This is a genomic window from Pantoea sp. Fr+CA_20 (genome assembly GCF_024520835.1).
In the GTDB taxonomy this organism is placed as follows: Bacteria; Pseudomonadota; Gammaproteobacteria; order Enterobacterales; family Enterobacteriaceae; genus Pantoea; species Pantoea allii.
Genome location: NZ_JALNPN010000014.1, coordinates 12900 through 32903 on the forward strand (window position 1 = coordinate 12900; position 20004 = coordinate 32903).

20 protein-coding genes and 1 pseudogene are annotated in these 20004 nt (G+C 54.4%); 18 read left to right on the top strand and 3 right to left on the bottom strand.

Annotation, left to right across the window (positions count from 1 at the left end):
• The 4 genes from ftsY to rpoH all read left to right on the top strand — a co-directional run.
• Positions 1 to 1332, top strand: a 1332-nt coding sequence (gene ftsY / locus NR177_RS16070; protein ID WP_256853234.1) for a signal recognition particle-docking protein FtsY, incomplete at its 5' end; no start/stop codon positions are given.
• Positions 1333 to 1337: 5 nt separating this feature from the next.
• Positions 1338 to 2006: a cell division ATP-binding protein FtsE gene (ftsE, locus tag NR177_RS16075; RefSeq protein ID WP_063877557.1), complete on the top strand. Its 669-nt coding sequence runs from the start codon at positions 1338 to 1340 to the stop codon at positions 2004 to 2006.
• Positions 1996 to 2979, top strand: coding sequence for a permease-like cell division protein FtsX (gene ftsX, locus NR177_RS16080; RefSeq protein WP_063877556.1), 984 nt, complete (start codon positions 1996 to 1998; stop codon positions 2977 to 2979). The genes ftsE and ftsX overlap by 11 nt, the downstream gene beginning before the upstream one ends.
• A gap of 230 nt (positions 2980 to 3209) precedes the next feature.
• Complete coding sequence (rpoH, locus tag NR177_RS16085) at positions 3210 to 4067, top strand: RNA polymerase sigma factor RpoH (protein WP_013027559.1); 858 nt, start codon at positions 3210 to 3212, stop codon at positions 4065 to 4067.
• A gap of 41 nt (positions 4068 to 4108) precedes the next feature.
• On the opposite strand, the gene panM is transcribed toward rpoH, so the two are convergent.
• Positions 4109 to 4495, bottom strand: a complete 387-nt coding sequence (panM, locus tag NR177_RS16090) for an aspartate 1-decarboxylase autocleavage activator PanM (protein WP_063881050.1) — start codon at positions 4493 to 4495, stop codon at positions 4109 to 4111.
• A 403-nt stretch (positions 4496 to 4898) separates the two neighbouring features.
• On the opposite strand from panM, the gene NR177_RS16095 reads away from it, so the two are divergent.
• From NR177_RS16095 to ugpQ, 10 genes are all read left to right on the top strand, one after another.
• The gene (locus NR177_RS16095; protein WP_063877555.1) at positions 4899 to 6023 is read left to right on the top strand and encodes a branched-chain amino acid ABC transporter substrate-binding protein; all 1125 of its coding nucleotides are present in this window, start codon (positions 4899 to 4901) and stop codon (positions 6021 to 6023) included.
• A 137-nt stretch (positions 6024 to 6160) separates the two neighbouring features.
• Entirely contained in the window at positions 6161 to 7087 is a 927-nt protein-coding gene (gene livH / locus NR177_RS16100) for a high-affinity branched-chain amino acid ABC transporter permease LivH (RefSeq protein ID WP_063877554.1), read from the top strand.
• Positions 7084 to 8352 carry a high-affinity branched-chain amino acid ABC transporter permease LivM gene (locus NR177_RS16105; protein ID WP_063877553.1) on the top strand — a complete coding sequence of 423 codons (1269 nt, stop codon included), beginning with the start codon at positions 7084 to 7086 and terminating at the stop codon, positions 8350 to 8352. Before livH ends, NR177_RS16105 begins: the two co-directional genes overlap by 4 nt.
• The gene (gene livG, locus NR177_RS16110) at positions 8349 to 9116 is read left to right on the top strand and encodes a high-affinity branched-chain amino acid ABC transporter ATP-binding protein LivG (RefSeq protein ID WP_063877552.1); all 768 of its coding nucleotides are present in this window, start codon (positions 8349 to 8351) and stop codon (positions 9114 to 9116) included. The genes NR177_RS16105 and livG overlap by 4 nt, the downstream gene beginning before the upstream one ends.
• A 1-nt stretch (position 9117) precedes the next feature.
• Positions 9118 to 9825, top strand: coding sequence for a high-affinity branched-chain amino acid ABC transporter ATP-binding protein LivF (livF, locus tag NR177_RS16115; protein ID WP_063877551.1), 708 nt, complete (start codon positions 9118 to 9120; stop codon positions 9823 to 9825).
• A 293-nt stretch (positions 9826 to 10118) separates the two neighbouring features.
• Positions 10119 to 11435, top strand: coding sequence for a sn-glycerol-3-phosphate ABC transporter substrate-binding protein UgpB (gene ugpB / locus NR177_RS16120; protein ID WP_063877550.1), 1317 nt, complete (start codon positions 10119 to 10121; stop codon positions 11433 to 11435).
• A 57-nt stretch (positions 11436 to 11492) separates the two neighbouring features.
• Positions 11493 to 12380: a sn-glycerol-3-phosphate ABC transporter permease UgpA gene (ugpA, locus tag NR177_RS16125; protein ID WP_063877549.1), complete on the top strand. Its 888-nt coding sequence runs from the start codon at positions 11493 to 11495 to the stop codon at positions 12378 to 12380.
• Positions 12377 to 13222, top strand: a complete 846-nt coding sequence (gene ugpE / locus NR177_RS16130; protein ID WP_063877548.1) for a sn-glycerol-3-phosphate ABC transporter permease UgpE — start codon at positions 12377 to 12379, stop codon at positions 13220 to 13222. Before ugpA ends, ugpE begins: the two co-directional genes overlap by 4 nt.
• A 2-nt stretch (positions 13223 to 13224) precedes the next feature.
• Positions 13225 to 14298, top strand: coding sequence for a sn-glycerol-3-phosphate import ATP-binding protein UgpC (locus tag NR177_RS16135; protein ID WP_256853235.1), 1074 nt, complete (start codon positions 13225 to 13227; stop codon positions 14296 to 14298).
• On the top strand, positions 14295 to 15038 hold the full coding sequence (gene ugpQ / locus NR177_RS16140) for a glycerophosphodiester phosphodiesterase (protein WP_256853236.1): 744 nt from the start codon (positions 14295 to 14297) through the stop codon (positions 15036 to 15038). Before NR177_RS16135 ends, ugpQ begins: the two co-directional genes overlap by 4 nt.
• Here ugpQ and NR177_RS16145 read toward each other — a convergent pair.
• Positions 15035 to 15331, bottom strand: a complete 297-nt coding sequence (locus tag NR177_RS16145) for a DUF2756 domain-containing protein (protein ID WP_145394631.1) — start codon at positions 15329 to 15331, stop codon at positions 15035 to 15037. The genes ugpQ and NR177_RS16145 overlap by 4 nt on opposite strands.
• A gap of 203 nt (positions 15332 to 15534) precedes the next feature.
• Here NR177_RS16145 and ggt point away from each other — a divergent pair, with 203 nt between their 5' ends.
• Positions 15535 to 17286 (top strand): gamma-glutamyltransferase, encoded by a 1752-nt coding sequence (gene ggt, locus NR177_RS16150; RefSeq protein ID WP_109717818.1) that lies wholly within the window; start codon positions 15535 to 15537, stop codon positions 17284 to 17286.
• A 33-nt stretch (positions 17287 to 17319) separates the two neighbouring features.
• Here ggt and NR177_RS16155 read toward each other — a convergent pair.
• Positions 17320 to 17814 (bottom strand): annotated as a pseudogene (locus NR177_RS16155) (GNAT family N-acetyltransferase).
• Here NR177_RS16155 and NR177_RS16160 point away from each other — a divergent pair.
• The 3 genes from NR177_RS16160 (at position 17813) to gntR (ending at position 19969) form a co-directional block, all read left to right on the top strand.
• Positions 17813 to 18175 carry a hypothetical protein gene (locus NR177_RS16160; RefSeq protein ID WP_256853237.1) on the top strand — a complete coding sequence of 121 codons (363 nt, stop codon included), beginning with the start codon at positions 17813 to 17815 and terminating at the stop codon, positions 18173 to 18175. The pseudogene NR177_RS16155 and the gene NR177_RS16160 overlap by 2 nt on opposite strands.
• A 2-nt stretch (positions 18176 to 18177) precedes the next feature.
• Positions 18178 to 18873 (top strand): pirin family protein, encoded by a 696-nt coding sequence (locus tag NR177_RS16165; RefSeq protein ID WP_063877541.1) that lies wholly within the window; start codon positions 18178 to 18180, stop codon positions 18871 to 18873.
• 100 nt (positions 18874 to 18973) lie between these two features.
• Entirely contained in the window at positions 18974 to 19969 is a 996-nt protein-coding gene (gntR, locus tag NR177_RS16170) for a gluconate operon transcriptional repressor GntR (protein WP_256853238.1), read from the top strand.
• The last annotated feature ends 35 nt before the right edge of the window (positions 19970 to 20004 follow it).

The window sequence follows — 20004 nt, forward strand, 5'->3', positions numbered from 1 at the left end:
CCTGTGGCAGACGACGCACCGCTGAGCGACGACGAACTGACCGCGCTGGCGCTGGCCGATGCGGATATCGTTGAGGTCGCGCCTCACGAGCCTGAAACTGTGGCGTCAGAACCTGCCCCTGTGGCAGACGACGCACCGCTGAGCGACGACGAACTGACCGCGCTGGCGCTGGCCGATGCGGATATCGTTGAGGTTACGCCTCACGAGCCTGAAACTGTAATGTCAGAACCTGCCCCTGTGGCAGACGACGCACCGCTGAGCGACGACGAACTGACCGCGCTGGCTTTAGCGGGCGCGGATGCCGTTGAGGAAGCGCCTCACCATGCGGGTCAGGCAGAACCTACCGATACCGTCAGCGATCTTCCCCTGGCCGCCGCGCCGCTAGTGACGCAGGAGCAGGATCGTCCGACGAAAGAAGGCTTCTTTGCCCGCCTGAAACGTAGCCTGGTGAAAACCCGCCAGAACCTGGGCTCGGGTTTTATCGGCCTGTTTCGTGGCAAGAAGATCGATGATGAGCTTTTCGAAGAGCTGGAAGAGCAACTGCTGATTGCGGATGTGGGGGTTGAAACGACGCGCCGCATTATTACCAGCCTGACGCAGCAGGCCGATCGTAAACAGCTTCGCGATGCAGAGGCGCTTTATGGCCTGCTGAAAAGCGAGATGGCCGGGATTCTGGCGAAAGTCGAAGCACCGCTCAACCTTGAAGGTAAAACCCCGTTCGTCATTTTGATGGTCGGCGTGAACGGTGTGGGTAAAACCACCACCATCGGTAAGCTGGCTCGTCAGTATCAGGCTGAAGGGAAGTCGGTCATGCTGGCGGCGGGCGATACCTTCCGTGCGGCAGCCGTTGAACAGCTTCAGGTATGGGGCCAGCGCAACAACATTCCTGTGGTGGCGCAGCACACCGGCGCGGATTCTGCCTCGGTGATTTTCGACGCCATTCAGGCTGCCAAATCCCGTGGCGTTGACGTCTTAATCGCCGACACCGCGGGGCGTTTGCAAAACAAATCGCACCTGATGGAAGAGCTGAAGAAAATCACACGCGTGATGAAAAAGCTGGATGAGCAGGCGCCGCATGAAGTCATGCTGACAATTGATGCCAGCACCGGGCAGAATGCCATCAGCCAGGCCAAACTGTTCAATGAAGCCGTCGGTCTGACCGGCATTACCCTGACGAAACTGGATGGCACGGCCAAAGGTGGCGTGATTTTCTCGGTGGCGGATCAGTTTGGCATACCTATCCGTTATATCGGTGTTGGAGAAGGCATCGAAGATTTACGGCCCTTCAAGGCCGAGGATTTTATTGAGGCACTGTTTGCCCGAGAGGACTAATTAGGATGATTCGCTTTGAAGAGGTCAGTAAGGCATATCTCGGCGGACGTCAGGCGCTGCAGGGAGTGGATTTTCATCTGCGTCCTGGTGAAATGGCGTTTCTGACCGGCCATTCTGGCGCAGGGAAAAGTACCTTGCTGAAGCTGATTTGTGGCATTGAACGTCCCAGCGCCGGACAAATCTGGTTTAGCGGGCATGATATTTCACGTCTGCGTAACAGCGAGGTGCCGTTTCTGCGCCGTCAGATTGGGATGATCTTTCAGGATCACCACCTGCTGATGGATCGTTCCGTGTACGACAACGTGGCGATTCCGTTGATCATATCCGGGGCCAGCGGTGAGGATATCCGGCGTCGTGTTTCCGCGGCCTTAGACAAAGTGGGCCTGCTCGACAAAGCGAAAAGTTATCCTATTCAACTTTCTGGTGGTGAACAGCAGCGCGTCGGCATTGCGCGTGCCGTCGTGAATAAACCTGCGGTACTGCTGGCGGATGAACCGACGGGTAACCTTGATGAGGCCCTGTCTGAAGACATTCTGCGGCTGTTTGAAGAGTTTAATCGCGTTGGGGTGACGGTCTTGATGGCGACACATGATGTGGCGCTTATCGGTCGCCGAAATTATCGGGTGATGACGCTGAACAAAGGACGCCTGCACGGAGGCCACGATGGTCAATAAACGCAATAAACGCGCGACAGCGCCGAAGGCGAAGCAACCGTCGAAAAGCAAAGCGTTACGCGGCGGCATGCAGGAGCAGTGGCGCTATGCGCTGCGCGGTACGTTGTCTGACATGTGGCGTCAGCCACTGGCGACGTTGCTGACGGTGATGGTTATCGCCATTTCTCTGACGCTGCCCAGCGTGTGTTATATGGTGTGGAAAAACGTCAGCCAGGCCGCCACGCAATGGTATCCGGCTCCGCAGCTTACGGTTTATCTCTCTAAAACCCTGGACGACACCGCGGCGGAAAATGTGACGGCTCAGCTAAAGCAGGTCGATGGCGTGGAGCACGTTAACTATCTGACGCGTGAAGAGGCCCTGAACGAATTCCGTAACTGGTCAGGCTTTGGTGGCGCGATGGATATGCTGGAGCAGAATCCTCTGCCGGCCGTTGTCATTATTACGCCTAAGCTAAACTTCCAGAATTCCGACACCCTGCAAACCCTGCGCGACAGGGTGGCAAAAGTGCAGGGCGTAGACGAAGTACGCATGGATGACAGTTGGTTCGCCCGTCTTGCGGCCCTGACCGGGCTGGTGGGACAAATTGCCTCCATGATCGGTATCTTAATGATCGTGGCGGTGTTCCTGGTGATTGGCAACAGCGTCAGGCTGAGCATTTTTGCCCGGCGCGATACCATCAACGTACAGAAGCTGATCGGTGCCACCGATGGGTTTATCCTGCGTCCGTTCCTGTATGGCGGTGCGTTATTAGGTTTCACCGGGGCGGTATTATCGCTGATTCTGTCTGAAGTGTTGGTCCTGCGTCTGCAGTCCGTCGTCGCGCATGTTGCCTCGGTGTTTGGCACGACATTCTCTCTGGAAGGTTTTTCCTGGGATGAGGCGCTGCTGCTGCTGCTGATTGCGGCCATCATCGGATGGATTGCGGCCTGGCTGGCGACGGTACAACATTTACGCCGATTTACGCCCCAGTAAACTGCTGCAACATTTTTTTGTTATAATCATCCTCTGCTGCCGACAATGGGTGCAGAGGATGTTGCCCCGCTGTCATCTGTGTGTAAAATATACACTGCTATAATTGAACTTGTGGATAACTTTGTTTTCCAAGTAGCACAGATTGCTTTTGGTTTTCCTGCGACGTTGACATAATGTGACGTGCGCTTAAGGAAAGATGCGGCAATTCCACTGATTTTGTGAGGGTTTGAATGACCAAAGAAATGCAAACTTTAGCTATTGCTCCTCTGGGCAACCTGGAATCTTATGTTCGGGCTGCCAATACCTGGCCGATGTTGTCGGCAGAAGAGGAAAAGGCGTTGGCTGAACGGCTGCATTACCAGGGCGATCTGGATGCGGCAAAGACGCTGATCCTGTCTCACCTACGCTTTGTTGTTCATATCGCTCGTAACTACTCAGGCTACGGCCTGCCTCAGGCTGACCTGATTCAGGAAGGTAACATCGGCTTGATGAAAGCCGTTCGTCGCTTTAATCCTGAAGTTGGCGTCCGTCTGGTGTCCTTTGCCGTTCACTGGATCAAAGCGGAAATTCACGAATACGTGCTGCGTAACTGGCGTATCGTGAAAGTGGCGACCACCAAGGCACAGCGTAAGCTGTTCTTTAACCTGCGTAAAACCAAGCAGCGTCTGGGCTGGTTTAATCAGGATGAAGTGGAAATGGTCGCGCGTGAGCTGGGCGTAAGCAGCAAAGATGTGCGAGAAATGGAATCGCGCATGGCGGCTCAGGATATGACCTTTGATATGTCCGCTGACGATGAAAGCGGCGAAGGCAAATCCATGGCCCCGGTGCTGTATCTCCAGGATAAAACTTCTGATTTTGCCGACGGCATTGAAGAGGATAACTGGGAATCCCATGCGGCCGATAAGCTGACATACGCAATGGAAGGCCTGGACGAGCGCAGCCAGCATATTATCCGTGCCCGCTGGCTGGATGAGGACAACAAAACGACCCTGCAGGAACTGGCCGATCGTTACGGCGTTTCCGCAGAGCGCGTCCGACAGCTTGAAAAGAACGCGATGAAAAAACTCCGAATGGCGATCGAAGCCTGACGAGACAGGGCGACCTCAGGTCGCCCTTTTTACTGCCTGCGCTATTTCACCCAGCCGTCAACCTGCGCACGAAAACCACACGCCTGCATAAACGCCGCCCGGATGCGTTGATCGTCACTGCCGTCATCGGCAATCCACCAGTCGTTCAGCGATGGATTCTGCTGCATCGTTTCTTCCAGGAGATACTGACCGACACCACGCCGTTTGGTGGCCTCTCTTACCGTCAGATGATGCACCTTGCCATGAATCCCTGAAATTTCTAACTGCAATGCCGCCAGCAAACGATCGTTGAAGCGCGCGGCGTAAAGACGATGGCTTTCATTTAACGACGCCTCCAACTGCGCAATATCCCTTTCAGGCCAGATCTTCCCCAGGTCTGTCCGGTCCTGCTGCGTCAGCGAGGTCAGACGCATAATGGTGAGCTTCATAACAAACACCTGTATGTGTAAAAAGCCGATAATGTAGTCAATTCCCGTAACCGGAACCCCGACACATTTTAAGCAATAAAACAGGTCAAAACCGCGACCGAGTGCCAGGATAATAGTGATAAACAGGTATTCCGATTTTAAAGACAGCATAACGCGCTGGCCTGGTAAGCAAAAGCTGTGCATTGCCTCCAGATGATTATGCTGCTTAACATTGCGAATCATGAATATGTCAGTTGCTTTACAGAATATACTTCCTGTTTAATAGTCTGAAATATAAAGCCTTATTACTAATAAAAGCCAGAAAAGCGTGCTAACTCATTATTGTTAAATCAGTTTTCCACTTTATCTGGCAGAAAATAACACCACTCACAACAAACACGACATAACTGATGGGGTAGTTCGCATGAAAATGACAGGTCGCGCGTTACTGGCAGGATGCGTTGCATTGGCGATGAGCCATGCGGCAATGGCGAAAGATATTAAAATAGCTATCGTAGGTGCCGCTACTGGCCCGGTCGCGCAGTATGGTGATATGGAATTTACCGGCGCTGCACAGGCGATTAAAGATATTAATGCCAAAGGTGGCGTAAACGGCGACAAACTGGTCGGTGTGGAATATGACGATGCCTGTGACCCAAAACAAGCGGTTGCAGTGGCCAACAAGGTGATTAACGACGGCATTAAATATGTCATCGGACACCTGTGTTCTTCCTCAACGCAGCCTGCTTCAGACATCTACAATGACGAAGGCGTGCTGATGATTACCCCGGCCGCCACGGCACCTGAACTGACCGCACGGGGTTATGCAGACGTGATGCGCACCACCGGTCTGGATTCTGATCAGGGCCCAACCGCAGCGAACTACATCCTGGATGTGATTAAACCAAAACGTATCGCTGTTGTGCATGACAAACAGCAGTACGGACAGGGCCTGGCGGAATCCGTCCAGAAAACCCTGAAAGCCAAAGGTGGCAACGTGGTGATGTTTGAAGGGATCACCGCAGGCGATAAAGATTTTTCTACCCTGGTTGCCCGTCTGAAGAAAGAAAACGTGGATTTCGTTTATTACGGCGGTTACTACCCGGAGCTGGGCCAGATTCTGCGCCAGGCTAAAGCCGCAGGCCTGAAGGCCGGCTTTATGGGACCAGAAGGCGTGGGCAATGCCTCGCTGTCTAACATCGCGGGCGATGCGTCTGAAGGGCTGTACGTCACATTACCAAAACGTTACGACCAGCTGCCACAGAACAAGGCGATTGTTGAAGCCATTAAAGCCAACACCGCGTCTAACCGTAAAGATCCTACCGGACCTTTCGTCTGGACCACCTATGCGGCTATCCAGTCTCTGGTCACCGGCATCGAGCGCAGCAAGAGCGATGAACCCGATGCGATTGCGAAGAACCTGAAAACCGGCGCACCTGTTCCAACGGTGATGGGCGACCTGAGCTGGGATCAGAAAGGCGATCTGAAGGGCTTTGAATTTGGTGTCTTCAAATGGCACAAAGACGGTTCGTCTACCGCTGTTAAATAAGGCAATGACTCTTCCCCGTGACCGGTGATCGGGGAAGCAGGCGAAGGCCATGCGCACGCTGTCGTGCCGCCTTCGCCTTGCTAACCCTCTTCTGCTGGCAGGAGAGGGGTTTTCTGGTTCCAGAGTAGGTCCTCACTATGTCCGAGCAGTTTCTCTATTTCATTCAGCAGATGTTCAACGGGGTAACCCTCGGGAGCACCTACGCGCTGATCGCCATTGGCTACACCATGGTTTACGGCATTATCGGCATGATCAACTTCGCCCACGGCGAGGTCTATATGATCGGCAGCTATGTCTCTTTTATCGTGATTGCCGCCCTGATGATGATGGGCATTGATACCACATGGCTGATGATTGCCGCCGGTTTTGTGATGGCGGTGATTATTTCCAGCGCCTATGGCTGGAGCATTGAGCGGGTGGCTTACCGGCCGGTCCGCTCCTCCAAGCGCCTCATTGCCCTGATCTCCGCCATCGGGATGTCTATCTTCCTGCAAAACTATGTCAGCCTGACCCAGGGCTCACGCGATCTTGCGCTGCCGAGTCTCATTACCGGCCAGTGGACGCTGGGAGAAAGCAATGGTTTTGCGGCCACGCTGTCGACCATGCAGGTGGTGATCTGGGTGGTGACGTTCCTGACCATGCTGGCGCTGACCTTGTTTATTCGCTATTCCCGCATGGGCCGCGCCTGCCGGGCCTGTGCTGAAGACCTGAAAATGGCCAGCCTGCTGGGGATTAACACGGACCGCGTGATATCGCTCACCTTCGTGATTGGTGCGGCGATGGCGGCAGTGGCCGGTGTGCTGTTAGGCCAGTTTTATGGCTCGATCAACCCGTTTATCGGCTTTATGGCAGGCATGAAAGCCTTTACCGCAGCGGTACTGGGCGGCATTGGCAGTATTCCCGGCGCGATGATTGGCGGTCTGGTGCTGGGCATTGCTGAAGCCCTGACCTCGGCTTATCTCTCAACCGAATATAAAGATGTGGTGTCGTTTGCCTTACTGATTGTGGTGCTGCTGGTGATGCCGACCGGCATTCTGGGCCGTCCGGAGGTAGAGAAAGTATGAAACGCCTTGGTCTGGTCAATGCACTGATCTCTACGGTCATGCTGCTGGTTCTGGCCGCGTTCTTTATGGGAATGCGCCTCGATCTGAATGGTACGAAGCTGCAGGTGGTGAATGCCGGTAGCGTGCGCTGGAACTGGATATTTATCGGTTGTGCGGTGGTCTTCCTGTTCCAGCTGCTGCGCCCGCTGTTTCAGGGCAAGCTGAAACGCAGCGGCGGCCTGGTGCTGCCCGGCTTTGATGGTTCCACGCCAAAGCAAAAGCTCGTCATGGCATTGATGATCGCCGCCGCCGTTATCTGGCCGTTCCTGGTCTCACGCGGCAGCGTTGATATCGCGACGCTGACGCTCATCTACATCATGCTGGGCCTGGGGTTGAACGTGGTGGTTGGGCTGTCAGGGCTGCTGGTTCTGGGTTACGGCGGGTTCTACGCGATAGGCGCTTATACCTTTGCCCTGCTCAATCATTACTATGGTTTCGGTTTCTGGCAGAGCCTGCCGCTGGCTGGTTTAGTGGCCGCCGCGTTTGGTCTGCTGCTGGGGTTCCCGGTGTTGCGGTTGCGTGGTGATTATCTGGCGATTGTGACGCTCGGCTTCGGCGAAATCGTCCGTATCCTGCTGCTGAATAATACCGCGATTACCGGTGGGCCGAACGGTATTGCCCAGATTCCCAAACCCACGTTTTTTGGCCTGGAGTTTGGCCGCCGCGTCAGTGAAGGTGGATGGGGCACGTTTCACGACGTCTTTGGCATGAAATACGATCCCAGCGACAGGGTGATTTTCCTGTATCTGGTGGCATTACTGTTGGTGGTGCTGACGCTGTTTGTGATTAACCGCCTGCTGCGTATGCCGCTCGGCCGGGCCTGGGAAGCATTGCGTGAAGATGAGATTGCCTGTCGCTCGCTGGGTTTAAGCCCGACCCGTATTAAACTCACGGCCTTTACCATCAGTGCTGCCTTTGCGGGGTTTGCCGGTACGCTGTTTGCTGCCCGTCAGGGATTTGTCAGCCCGGAATCTTTTACCTTCGTCGAATCTGCTTTTGTCTTAGCCATCGTCGTGCTGGGCGGGATGGGATCGCAGTTCGCCGTTATTCTGGCCGCCATTTTGCTGGTGGTTTCACGTGAACTGATGCGTGATCTCAATGAGTACAGCATGCTGGTATTGGGTGGATTGATGGTGCTGATGATGATCTGGCGTCCACAGGGCTTACTGCCCATGAAGCGTCCGCACCTGAAACTCAGGCAGGGTAAACAAGGAGAGCAGGCATGAGTCAGCCTTTGTTAGCCGTTGAGGGCCTGATGATGCGCTTCGGCGGTCTGTTAGCCGTGAACAACGTAAAGCTGGAACTGCGGCCCCAGGAAATCGTGTCGCTTATCGGGCCAAACGGCGCGGGTAAAACCACCGTCTTCAACTGCCTGACCGGCTTCTACAAGCCCACTGGCGGCAGCATTACGCTGCGTGACAAGAATCTGGCCGGTTTATCCGGGCAGAAGATCGCCCGCATGGGGATTGTGCGTACGTTCCAGCACGTACGTCTGTTCCGCGAAATGACGGTGATTGAAAATCTGCTGGTCGCGCAGCATCAGCATCTGAAAAGCGGCGTCTTTTCGGGCCTGATTAAAACGCCTGCTTTTCGCCGCAGTGAAGGCGACGCGCTGGATCGTGCTGCCACCTGGCTTGAGCGCGTCGGCTTGCTGGACATGGCCAATCGTCAGGCCGGTAATCTGGCCTATGGTCAGCAGCGCCGACTGGAGATTGCCCGCTGCATGGTGACGCGCCCGGAGATTTTAATGCTGGATGAGCCGGCTGCCGGGCTTAACCCGCGAGAGACGCACGAGCTGGATGAGTTGATTGCCGAGCTACGTGGTGAGCATAAGGTTTCCGTGTTGTTGATTGAACACGATATGAAGCTGGTCATGGGGATTTCCGATCGTATCTATGTGGTGAATCAGGGAACGCCGCTGGCTAACGGCACACCGGAAGAGATTCGTAATAACCCGGATGTGATCCGTGCCTATTTAGGAGAGGCGTAATATGGCCATGTTAACCATTGATAACGTCAGTGCGCATTACGGAAAAATCCAGGCCCTGCACGGCGTTAGCCTGCATATTGACCAGGGTGAAATTGTGACGCTGATTGGTGCAAACGGGGCGGGCAAAACCACGCTGCTGGGCACGTTATGCGGTGAACCGCGTGCGACCAGCGGCACCATCACTTTTGACGGCAAAGCCATCACCGACTGGCAAACGGCGCGGATTATGCGCGAAGCCATTGCCATCGTGCCCGAAGGACGCCGCGTGTTTTCACGCATGACCGTGGAAGAGAATCTGGCAATGGGCGGTTTTTTTGCCAGCCGCCAGCAGTATCTGCAACGCATCGAACGGGTGTATACGCTGTTTCCGCGTCTGGCTGAGCGTAAAATTCAGCGGGCAGGCACCATGTCGGGTGGCGAACAGCAGATGCTGGCGATTGGCCGGGCACTGATGAGTCAACCGCGCCTGCTGTTACTGGATGAGCCTTCCCTGGGCCTGGCGCCGATTATTATTCAGCAAATATTCGATACGATTGAGCAGTTACGCAGCGAAGGCATGACGATTTTCCTGGTAGAGCAGAATGCTAACCAGGCTCTGAAACTGGCCGATCGGGGTTACGTGCTGGAAAACGGTCACGTGGTGCTGGAGGACAGCGGCGAGGCGTTACTTTCCAATGAGGCCGTGCGCAGCGCATATCTGGGCGCATAGGTGGCAGGCCTGGCTCTCAGGCCAGGCGCATGCCGGGCAGCGCTCACTCTCGTTATCGCTTTTTTGGGGTTCGAGGGTGGGGCGCTGTCACACTTCAGTTATCTGGCTCAACTTTCCTGCCCTCGTCGTATCGTCCTCATGCATTAATCCCGCTTATCCCTGTCATCTTCTGACATTCCGCTGTCATTTTTCCGTCATCTGACTGTTATTTTTCCGTCATTTCAGCGTGTCATGTTACTTCGCGAGCAAAAAATGCGTGATAACGCGCGTACCTACCTGAACAGGAAAATTCTATGTCCGTTGTTACTTTTCGTCGTAGCCTGATGAGCGCACTGCTCGGTCTGGCGATCAGTGGTAATGCAATGGCCGCTACTGAGATCCCTTTCTGGCACTCAATGGAAGGCGAGTTAGGCAAAGAGGTTGACTCACTGGCGCAACGTTTTAACCAGGAACACCCGGACTACAAAATCGTCCCGGTGTACAAAGGGAACTACGAACAAAGTCTGGCGGCTGGTATCGCTGCGGTCCGCACAGGAAAAGCCCCGGCCCTGTTACAGGTTTATGAAGTGGGCACCGCCACGATGATGGCCTCCAAAGCCATCGTGCCGGTGTACCAGGTGTTCAAAGATGCTGGCATCCCAATGGATGAGAAGCAGTTTGTCCCTGCGGTCGCCGGCTACTACAGCAACGCACAAGGCCAGCTGATCTCTCAGCCCTTCAACAGCTCCACGCCGGTGCTGTACTACAACAAAGATGCGTTTAAAAAAGCAGGTTTGAATCCGGACCAGGCTCCCAAAACCTGGCAGGAACTGGCTAAGGATGCGGCCGCACTGCGTAAATCCGGCATGAGTTGCGGTTATGCCAGCGGCTGGCAGGGCTGGATTCAGATTGAAAACTTCAGCGCCTGGAACGGCCTGCCGGTTGCCACCAAAAACAACGGTTTCGACGGCACCGATGCGGTACTGGAGTTCAACAAACCGGCTCAGGTTCGTCATATCCAGCTACTGGAAGATATGAACAAGAAAGGGGACTTCACCTATTTTGGTCGTAAAGACGAATCGACCGCCAAGTTCTATAACGGTGACTGTGGCATGACCACGGCCTCATCGGGCTCGCTGGCGGATATTCGCCATTACGCCAAATTTAACTACGGCGTCGGCATGATGCCTTACGATGCGGATATCCCGAATGCACCGCAGAACGCCATTATCGGCGGCGCCAGCTTGTGGGTCATGAAGGGCAAAGATGCCAATACCTATAAAGGCGCAGCGGAATTTATGAAATTCCTCACCGAGCCAAAAATTGCGGCGGAATGGCATCAGAAAACCGGCTACTTGCCGATTACCACTGCCGCTTATGAGCTGACGAAGAAAGAAGGCTTCTACGAGAAAAACCCAGGTGCCGATATTGCGATTCGCCAGATGATGAACAAGCCGCCATTGCCTTATACCAAAGGCATGCGTCTGGGGAATATGCCGCAGATCCGTACCATCCTGGATGAAGAGCTGGAAGGCGTCTGGACCGGCAAGCAGTCGCCGCAGGCCGCGCTGGATAGTGCAGTGAAGCGTGGTAACGAACTGCTGCGTCGTTTCGAGCAACAGAATAAGTAATCCGTTCTGCAGGGCCAGCTGCGGCTGGCCTTTTTTCCTTAAAAGTCAGAGAACGCTATGTCTCCCTCTCGCCCGGTGTTTCGCAATCGACTGTTACCCTATTTTCTGGTGCTGCCGCAGCTCTTGATCACCGCTATTTTCTTTGTCTGGCCGGCCGGTGAAGCCCTGTGGTATTCCCTGCAAAATCTTGATCCCTTCGGTATCTCCAGTACCTTTGTCGGGCTGGACAACTTCAAACGGCTGTTTGCCGACGGTCTTTATCTGGATACCTTCTGGACCACCATCAAGTTTAGCGGCATGGTGGCTTTCTTTGGCATGGTGTCATCGTTACTGCTGGCCGCGCTGGTGGACTACGTGGTGCGCCTGCGTAAGCTCTATCAGATGCTGCTGTTGCTGCCCTACGCGGTGGCGCCGGTTATTGCTGCCGTGTTGTGGATGTTCCTGTTCAGCCCCGGTCTGGGTTTATTAAGCTATCTGCTTAACCATATGGGTTATAACTGGAACTTTGCTCAGAACAGCGGACAGGCCATGTTTCTGGTGGTGCTGGCCTCGGTGTGGCAACAGATGAGCTACAACTTCCTGTTCTTTTTCGCCGCATTACAGTCGATACCGAAGTCACTGGTTGAAGCCGCCGCCATTGATGGTGCAGGCCCGGTGCGTCGCTTCTTCTCGATTTCGCTGCCGTTGATCACGCCCGTGAGTTTCTTCCTGCTGGTGGTCAACCTGATTTATGCCTTCTTCGATACTTTCCCGGTCATTGATGCCGCGACAGGCGGTGGCCCGGTACAGGCGACGACGACGCTTATCTATAAAATTTATCGGGAAGGTTTTACCGGCCTGGATCTCTCCTCTTCAGCGGCACAGTCCGTGGTGTTAATGCTGCTGGTTATTGGCCTGACGGTCATTCAGTTCCGCTTCGTTGAGCGTAAGGTGCAATACCAATGATTGAAAATCGTCGCGGGCTGGACATTTTCAGCCATGTGGTGCTGGTGCTCGGCATCCTGACCATCCTGTTTCCGCTCTATGTTGCCTTTGTGGCGGCAACCCTGGATAACGACGCCGTGTATAACGTCCCGATGACGCTGATTCCCGGCACGCACCTGTGGGAAAACATTTCGCACATCTGGACGCGCGGCGTTAACGGCAACGGCCCGGCCTTTAGTGTGATGCTGATGAACAGCGTCATCATGGCGCTGGGGATCACCATTGGCAAAATCCTGGTGTCGATTCTGTCGGCCTTTGCGCTGGTGTGGTTTCGTTTTCCGCTGCGCTCACTGTTCTTCTGGATGATCTTTATCACCCTGATGCTGCCGGTCGAAGTGCGTATTTTCCCGACAGTGCAGGTTATTGCCGATCTCAACCTGCTGGACAGCTACAGCGGGCTGACTCTGCCACTGATGGCCTCGGCCACCGCCACCTTTCTGTTTCGGCAGTTTTTTATGTCGCTACCGGATGAGTTAATCGAAGCGGCGCGCATTGACGGTGCCAGCGCGATGCGTTTTTTCTGGGACATTGTGCTGCCCCTGTCGAAAACCAACCTGGCGGCGCTGTTCGTTATCACCTTTATCTACGGCTGGAACCAGTATCTCTGGCCCCTGTTAATTATCGATAACGCAAACCTGGGCACCGCCGTGGCCGGGATCAAAAGCATGATCTCCACCAGTGGTTCGCCGACCCAGTGGAACGAAGTGATGGCGGCAATGTTATTAACCCTGATTCCACCGGTGGTGGTGGTATTTGTTATGCAGCGCGCCTTTGTGCGTGGTCTGGTTGAGAGCGAGAAATAGAGATGGCAGGCGTAACCCTTCAGGCGGTGACCAAGTCTTACGACGGTAAAAATCAGATCATCCAACCACTCAACGTCACGATTAATGACGGTGAGTTTATGGTTATGGTTGGCCCCTCCGGCTGCGGCAAATCCACGCTGTTGCGTATGGTCGCCGGACTCGAACGGGTAACCTCTGGTGATATCTATATAGCCGATAAACGCGTGACCCATGAAGAGCCGAAAGATCGCGGCATTGCCATGGTGTTCCAAAACTATGCGCTCTATCCCCATATGTCCGTCGAAGAGAATATGGCCTATGGCCTGAAAATTCGCGGCATGAGCAAAGAACAGGTTCGTCAACGGGTGCTGGAAGCCGCGCGGAGCCTGGAGCTGGATCATCTGCTGACGCGCCGTCCACGCGAGTTATCCGGTGGGCAGCGCCAGCGCGTTGCCATGGGACGTGCCATTGTGCGCGAGCCAGCCGTCTTTCTGTTTGATGAGCCACTCTCTAACCTTGATGCCCGCCTGCGTGTTCAGATGCGGCTGGAGCTTCAGCAGTTGCATCGTCGTTTGCAGACCACGAGCTTATACGTGACGCACGATCAGGTAGAGGCGATGACGCTGGCCCAGCGCGTTATGGTCATGAATAAAGGGATTCTTGAGCAGATCGGCACACCGGTTGAGGTCTATGAACGACCAGCAAGCCAGTTTGTGGCTTCATTTATGGGTTCACCGGCCATGAATCTGATCCATGGCAATATCAGCCAGGATGGCTCACGCTTTACGGTTGATGCCTCTTACGGCATCGCCGTTGGCGAGGGGAAAGCGAAGTGGGCCAATCGTCCTGTGGTACTGGGCGTCCGACCCGAACATATTCAGATCAGCAGCCAGGAGCAGGGCGGCATTCCGTTCCGGGTGGAAACCCTGGAAATGTTGGGCGCGGATAATCTGGCACACGGCCGCATCGGTGAGGCGCGTTTAGTGGTACGCTTGCCACACAGCGAGCGCCCTGAAGCAGGCAGTACCTTATGGTTACATCTGCCTGTAGGGTCGCTACATTTCTTCGATTCAACGCACGGGAAACGTCTGGAATGAGCAAAAAACTGTGGCCTTATCCGTCGATCGTCGCCCATCGTGGCGGTGGCAAAGTCGCCCCGGAAAATACCCTTGCGGCGATTGATGTGGGGGCAAAATATGGCCATCTTATGATTGAATTTGACGCCAAATTGTCGGCCGATGCGCACATCTTCCTGCTGCATGACGATACGTTAGATCGCACCAGTAACGGCTGGGGCGTTGCCGGTGAGCTGCCATGGGACAAACTGTCGCAACTCGATGCTGGCAGTTGGTTTAGTGACGTCTTCCAGGGCGAAAAACTGGCCCGGCTGGATGAGGTGGCAGAACGCTGCCGTCAGCATGGCATGATGGCAAACATCGAAATTAAACCCACAACAGGAACGGACGCGGAAACCGGGCGCGCTATCGCTCAGGCGGCGGCAACGCTATGGCAGGGGCAAACCTTGCCGCTGCTTTCTTCTTTTTCGTATGCGGCGCTGGAAGCCGCTATGCAGGCTGAGCCTCAGCTACCGCGTGGGCTGTTATCTCACAGTTGGGATACGGCATGGAAAGAGAAAACTCGCGCGCTGGACTGCACCTCAATTCATCTGAATCACAAGGTTTTAACCGAAGCGCGGGTGGCAGAGCTAAAAGAGGCCGATCTGCGTATTCTGGTTTACACCGTCAACAGCCCTGACCGGGCCAGAACGCTGCTGAAATGGGGCGTCGATGCCATCTGTACCGACAGCATCGACCTGATTGGCCCCGATTTTAGTTAATACGCATTCTGTTGAGTCTGTTGATTCTGCTGCTGGCCCGGCTGCGATTTAATTACGCGCTGCTGGGCACTGTCCCGCTGTTCCTGCAATTTCCGCTGTAAATCCTGGTTCTGACGCTGCTGGTCCTGCTGCAGTTTATTCTGCTGTTGCTGCGACTGATTGAGCATCTGCGTTTGCATTCGCTGCTGGCTGGGGTTATAGCCAGGTTGATTAGGATTGTTGGTGTTATTCAACATGTTTGCCATGCCGGTTAACGGCAACAGGGCGGCGAAAACCATAAGCCACTTTTTCATTTTTATCCTCCAGTAAACGACCGGATGCTGTGTGCGCATGCCCGAATCGGGTCACGGGGTCGTGCAGATAAGTTTATGCACGAGTTCAAATTACTGCTCCAGGAGTGCGCTGAATTTGCGTTACTTCTTGATATTCGACTGTGTTTGTAGTCAGTTACATAAAGAATAAAGAAATGTAAATAAAAGTGGAGAGTGGAAACAACATGATGATGCAAGGCAAACTTCGCCAGCTGGGCTGGTCATTATTGATGAGTTTTACTGTTGTGACCGGGGCGGGTGCCGCGCCGGTTCAGGCACCGCCAGTCTCTTATGGTATCGACAGCGATACGTTTCATCCGGTTAAGGCGCATAACGGTATGGTGGCCTCAGTGGATGCGCTGGCAACCCAGGTCGGCGTTGATATCCTGCGTCAGGGTGGTAACGCGGTGGATGCCGCCGTTGCGGTAGGTTTTGCGCTAGCGGTGACGCATCCGCAGGCGGGCAACCTGGGCGGTGGGGGCTTTATGCTGCTGCGCACGGCATCAGGACAGACCACGGCCATCGATTTCCGTGAAATGGCCCCGGCGGCGGCTTCACGCGACATGTTCCTGGATAAGCAGGGAAATGCCGATAGCAAGCTTTCACTCACTTCACATCTGGCCTCAGGTACGCCCGGCACCGTGGCGGGTTTTGCTTTAGCCGTCAACAAATATGGCACGCTGCCGCTCAGCAAGCTGCTGGCTCCCGCCATTAAACTGGCGCGCGACGGTTTTGTCGTCAACGATGCGCTGGCTGATGATCTGAAAACCTACGGAAAGGAAGTGCTGATCACCCATCCAAACAGCAAAGCCATTTTCTATAAGCCAGATGGCACGCCGTGGATAAAGGGCGACCGTCTGGTACAAAAAAATCTGGCCCACAGCTTACAGTTGATTGCTCAGCAAGGCCCGGATGCCTTCTATAAAGGGAAAATTGCCGATCAAATCGCTGCCGAAATGGCCCAGCATGGTGGGTTAATCAATAAAGCCGATTTAGCAGCCTATCACGCGGTTGAACGCAAGCCTGTCAGCGGCACCTATCGTGGCTATGAGGTTTTCTCCATGCCACCGCCTTCATCGGGCGGTATTCATATTGTGCAGATCCTGAATATCCTGGAAAATTTTGACCTGGGCAAAATGGGCTTCGGCAGTGCGGACGCGATGCAGGTCATGGCGGAAGCGGAGAAATATGCCTACGCGGACCGTTCAGAATATCTCGGCGACCCGGATTTCGTTAAGGTGCCGTGGCAGGCGCTGACCAGTAAAGCTTATGCGAAGTCCCTGGCGCAGCAGATTGATATTGCCAAAGCCCGCCCGTCCAGCGACATCAAGCCGGGTAAACTGGCCCCGTATGAAAGCAACCAAACCACCCATTTTTCGGTTGTGGACAAAAGTGGCAATGCGGTCGCAGTCACCTACACGCTTAACACCTACTTCGGCAGCGGTATCGTCGCCGGTAACAGCGGCATTCTGATGAATAACCAGATGGATGATTTCTCAGCCAAGCCGGGTACGCCAAATGTTTATGGGTTAGTGGGTGGCGAAGCCAATGCCGTGCAGGCCAGGAAACGTCCGCTCTCTTCGATGTCACCGACTATCGTGGCGAAAGACGGGAAAACCTGGCTGGTAACGGGCAGCCCTGGCGGTAGCCGCATTATCACGACGGTATTACAGATGGTGGTAAACAGCATTGATTACGGTATGAACGTGGCAGAGGCAACCAATGCTCCACGCTTCCATCACCAGTGGCTGCCCGATCAACTGCGGGTTGAGAAGGGGTTCAGCCCGGATACCTTGCGGTTGCTGGAAGCCAAAGGTCAGCATGTGAAAGTGCTGCCGTCGATGGGCAGTACACAAAGTATTATGATTGGACCTGACGGGACGCTCTACGGGGCTTCTGATCCGCGCTCTGTAGACGATCTGAGTGCAGGATATTGATTTAAAAGGGCAACCTTGGGGTTGCCCGTCACGCTATACTTTCAGTCTCGCCATATAATGTGTATCAATCATGGCACCGTCGCGCATGGCATAGCCTTGCGCGGTGCCTTCAATCCGGAAACCGAACGCGTGATAGAGCGCTATCGCTTTGTCATTGTCGGTAAATACCGAGAGTTCAATACGCGTAATCTGTAGCCAGTTGTCGCAGAGATCGATCATGGCCGCCATCAGAGCTTTGCCAATGCCCCGGCGATGAAACGCCGGATCGACGCCCATTCCAAGTGTGGCACAGTGCCGACGCCGCGCAGCCGTCATGGCCTCAAGCGTCAGTTGCCCAACAACCTGCTCATCGAGACACGCCACCAGCATGTGGACGCGCGCGCGCGGATGGTTAAGTTTTTGCTCCCACAGCGTGGGCGATGGATAGGGCAACTACAGCGTCGCCGCCTGGGTCTCCGGCTGACTATAGAGGCGCGTTAATGCGGGCGCATCCGTGGGAATGGCATGACGGATGGTCACTGGGCTCATGGCTATTTTCCTTGTGGGTGGCGCGATAAACCCTTTAAACATCAAGGAATTCACGTTGGGCGTCAATAAAAATAATGCGCAAAAAGACTTTACAGACGCGAATGATAATGATTATTATTGCCATGCATTCTCCGGTGTCAGCGACACTTTAGAAAGCACGACATTGCTCACATTGCTTCCAGTATTATTTAGCCAGCCACGTGCTGGCTTTTTTTTGCCCGCTCTTCCGCGACACCTTCTTCAGCGCCTTTCAACAACCCTTCATTCAATGTTCATAATTTTTGAACAGAGAGGTGAAGTTTTTCAGCTATCAATCTTTTCCACCAGATACCACACTATAAAAAACATTGAGGAGATTTGAACATGATCTATTTACGTAAAGCTGAAGAACGTGGTCACGCGAATCATGGCTGGCTGGACAGCTGGCATACCTTTTCATTTGCCAACTATCACGACGCGAATTTTATGGGCTTCTCGGCGTTGCGCGTCATTAACGAAGACGTGATCGACCCGGGCCAGGGCTTTGGTACGCATCCCCATAAAGACATGGAAATTTTGACCTATGTGTTGTCGGGTACGGTTGAACATCAGGACAGCATGGGGAATAAAGAGCAGATTCCGGCGGGCGAATTTCAGATTATGAGTGCCGGTACGGGCGTGCGTCATTCAGAATATAACGCCAGCAAAACCGAACCCCTGCACCTTTATCAAATCTGGATTATTCCAGAGCGCACCGGTATTGAGCCGCGCTACGCTCAGCGTCGCTTCCCGGACGTACAGGGTCGTCAGTTTATTCTGACGCCGGACGCGCGTGACGGCTCGCTCAAAGTCTGGCAGGACATGACGTTGTCGCGCTGGGTGTTTGCTGCGGGTGATAGCGACAGCGTGACTCTCGATGCGGGCCGCCGTATCTGGGTCCAGGTCGTGAAGGGCGAGGTGAAGGTGAATGGTCAGCCAGCTTCAAACAGCGATGCCTTTGCCGTCTGGGATGAAAGCCGTCTTGTGCTTGAGGCCGACAGCGACGCAGAAGTTCTGCTGTTTGATCTGCCGCCGGTGTAAGGCTGTGTGGGGCGGGCATATCTCGCCCCACTGGCAATCTGGCCGTAAAAAAGTGATAGACTCGTCGTAATTTGCTTTCAGGTCTACCCAGGCGCTTACGATGAAGAAGAAAAGACCGGTTTTACAGGACGTTGCCGATCGTATCGGTATCACCAAAATGACTGTCAGTCGTTATCTGCGCAATCCCGATCAAGTGTCTGTTGCGCTGGGGGAAAAGATTGCCGTGGCGCTGGATGAACTGGGTTACATCCCGAATCGTGCCCCTGATATGCTTTCGAATGCGACCAGCCGGGCCATTGGCGTGTTGCTGCCTTCCCTGACCAATCAGGTTTTCGCCGACGTACTGCGTGGCATTGAAGCCGTTACCGATGAAGCCGGTTACCAGACGCTGGTGGCGCACTTTGGCTATAACCCGGAAAAAGAGGAGCGCCAGCTCCGTTCGCTGCTGGGCTGGAACATCGACGGCGTTATTCTCACGGAGCGAACCCATACGCCGGGAACGTTGCGCATGCTGGAAGTGGCCGGTATTCCGGTTATTGAAATGATGGACAGCGTCACCCCCTGTCTTGATATGGCGGTGGGCTTTGACAATGTCGAAGCGGCCCGGCAAATGACGCTGGCGATTTTAAACAAAGGTCATCGGCACACCGTTTATCTGGGCGCGCGCCTGGATGAGCGTACGCTGCAAAAGCAACGTGGTTATGAAGCCGCAATGCGTGAAGCCGGCTTAACGCCGCGCAGCGTGATGATGGAAGAAGCCTCTTCTTTTAGTGCGGGTGGCGATCTCCTGCGTGAAGCGCAGCGCCGTTATCCCCAAACAGACAGCCTGTTCTGCACCAATGATGATTTGGCGGTTGGCGCGATGTTTGAGTGCCAGCGACAGGGCCTTAAGGTGCCTTCGCAGATGGCGATTGCTGGCTTCCACGGCCATGATATTAGTCAGGTTGTGACGCCACAGCTGGCGACCGTATTAACGCCACGTGACCGAATGGGACGTGAGTCTGCCGCGTTGTTACTGGCGCGTATCGTCGGTGAACACAGCGTCACCCAACCGCTGGATATCGGATTTGAGATTCTGGAAGGTGGCAGTATCTGATTAACACGATTTTATGAGTCAGCTCACACTTTAAC